This is a genomic window from bacterium (genome assembly GCA_028821235.1).
Taxonomy (GTDB): Bacteria; Actinomycetota; Acidimicrobiia; order Spongiisociales; family Spongiisociaceae; genus Spongiisocius.
The window spans coordinates 1-2500 of sequence record JAPPGV010000139.1 but is presented as its reverse complement, the minus strand read 5'-3'; the positions used below and the strand labels follow the sequence as shown (position 1 = coordinate 2500).

Annotated in this window: 3 protein-coding genes; all 3 read left to right on the top strand. The window is 70.3% G+C overall.

Annotated features, from left to right (window positions below; translation table 11 throughout):
• The coding region (locus OXK16_14195) for a hypothetical protein (GenBank protein ID MDE0377094.1) at nt 1-187 on the top strand (187 nt) is incomplete at its 5' end.
• Nucleotides 184-603: a cytochrome c maturation protein CcmE gene (locus tag OXK16_14190; protein ID MDE0377093.1), complete on the top strand. Its 420-nt coding sequence runs from the start codon at nt 184-186 to the stop codon at nt 601-603. The genes OXK16_14195 and OXK16_14190, both read left to right, overlap by 4 nt.
• Nucleotides 600-2500, top strand: a 1901-nt coding sequence (gene ccsA, locus OXK16_14185; protein MDE0377092.1) for a cytochrome c biogenesis protein CcsA, incomplete at its 3' end; no start/stop codon positions are given. The genes OXK16_14190 and ccsA, both read left to right, overlap by 4 nt.

Genomic DNA, 2500 nt, shown 5'->3' with positions numbered 1-2500 from the left:
CGGGACGCCGATGGCCGCCAGAGCACCCGGTTGTTTCGCAGACAGACCACTAGCCTCGGAGGCCGGGATGCCGGGTAGCTGGGTGCTGTTCGGCTACCTGGTCGCCTACGGGGCGCTGGCGGTCTATGCCGGCCACCAGGCCTACCGCATCAGGCGAGCCCGCCGGCGGCTGCCCCCGGAGACATGAACCGCCGCCACGTCCTGATCCCGGCCGGGGCGCTCCTGGCGATCGTGGTCGGCTTCCTGGTGTGGGGGGGCCTCACCGACAACGTCGTCTACTACCTGACACCCTCCGAGGCGGTCGATGAGCGGGCCGACCAGGAGCCCGGCTACCGGTTCCGTCTGGGAGGGCTGGTCGAAGCGGACTGGCTCGAGGGAACCGACGACGGGGTCAAGTTCGTAGTCGGGGACGGCGCCGTGTCGATCGACGTCGTGCATACCGGGGCCGTGCCGCAACTGTTCCGCCCCGGAATCGGAGTGGTCGTCGAAGGGGCCTGGGAGGGAGACACGTTCCGGTCGGACACGCTGCTGATCAACCATGACGAGCAGTACCGGGCCGTGGACGGCGAGGGAACCTACCAGGTACCGACCGCCGGGCCATGATCGCCTGGCTGGGACTCGGCTCGATCCTGGTCGCCCTCGGGGCGGCGCTGGCGGTGGCGTGGAGGGGACTTCCCGCGCTGGCAGGCCGGGGCTCCGTCCCGATGGAGCGGATGAGGGGTCCCGTGCTGTGGCTCCTCGGCGGAGCTGCCGCCGCCATGCTGATGCTGGAGATCGGCCTGCTGGCCGGCGACTTCTCCATCGCCTACATCGCTAATAACCACCGGATCGGAACCCCGCTCATCTTCACCATCGCCGCCGGATGGGCCGCGCTCGAGGGTTCGATCGTCCTGTGGGGGCTGGTGCTGGCAGCCTTCACCGGAGCGGTCTTTCGCGCCCTGTACCGGCGTGACCACCCTCTGGCCGCGGGAACCCTGTCCGTGCTGGGGATGCTGGCCGTCTTCTGGTTCGGTCTGATGGCCACGGTCGCCAACCCCTTCGCGGTCTGCACCGCGGCGGCCGATGCCGCCGGGTGCGCCGTATCGGGTTGGGCGCCCTGGTCGGCGGTCGACCTTCCCGGCGCGGGACGGGGCGCCAACCCGCTGCTCCAGAACCACATCCTGATGGCTGTCCACCCGCCCGTCCTGTACGTGGGGTACGTGGGCTTCTCGGTGCCGTTCGCGGTGGGGATCGCCTCGCTCGCCACGGTCGACCATCAGGAGACCTGGCTCCGGACCACCCGCACCTGGACGCTCACCGCCTGGGGGTTCCTGACCACCGGCATCGTGCTGGGCGCCTGGTGGAGCTACGAGGTGCTGGGCTGGGGCGGGTACTGGGCCTGGGATCCGGTCGAGAACGCCTCCTTCATCCCGTGGTTGCTGGCTACCGCCTTCATCCACTCGTCGGTGGTCCAGATGCGCCGGGGCGTTCTCCAGTCCTGGAACTACGTGCTCGTGATCGGCGCCTTCGCGGCCACCATCCTCGGGACCTTCCTGACCCGTTCGGGCGTGATCGCCTCGGTGCACAGCTTCACCCAGTCGTCCATCGGCCCCGTCCTGCTGGCGTTCCTGGCGGTGGTCCTGGCCGGTTCCCTGGCGCTGTTCGCCGCCCGCATCCACCTGGTGGGCAGCGCTCCCCGTCTCGACTCGCTCGCCAGCCGGGAGGGCGCCTTCCTCCTCAACAACCTGCTCCTGACCGTTTTCGCCTTCGTGGTGCTGTCGGGCACCCTGTTCCCGCTGGCCGTGGAGGCTTTCGAGGGCAGCACGGTGGGCGTGGGCCGGCCGTTCTTCGACCGGTGGGCCGCTCCCCTCTCGTACTGCCTGATCCTGGCCATGGGCATCGGGCCCATCACACCGTTCCGGGTCGCGCGCCGCGAGGTGTTGTGGGAGCGGGTCCGGACGCCGATGCGGATCGCCCTCGTGCTGGCGGCCGTGCTGGTGCTCCTGGTGAGCCGCAACCGGCACGTGATCGTGGTGGTGCTGCTGGCGGTGTTCGTGGTCTCGGCCATCGCTCGGCACCTGGTAACGCTGGTCCGAAGACGCGCCGCCGCTACCGGCCAGGGTTCGATAGCCGCCGCGGGGACCCTGATGAGACGTGATCCCGGCTACTGGGGCGGGCAGATCTCCCACATCGGGGTGGCGATCCTGGCGGTGGGGATCGCGGTCTCCGCCAACCACGCCAGCTCCGGGTCCATCGCCCTGAGCCCGGGCGAGACCGCTCCGTTCGCCGGCTACGAGATCTCCTACCGCACCCCGTTCTCGCGCGCCGAGCCGAACCGGGATGTCGTGGGGGCCCGGCTGGACGTGTCGCGGGGCGGCCAGGCGGTGACCGTGATGTCCCCGAGCCTCAACAGCTACGGCAACGGCGTCCCCCCGGTGGTCACCCCCGCCGTGTACTCGACGCCGCGGGGAGACCTGTACGTCTCGCTCACCCGGCTCGACAGCTCGGGGATGGTGGCCGA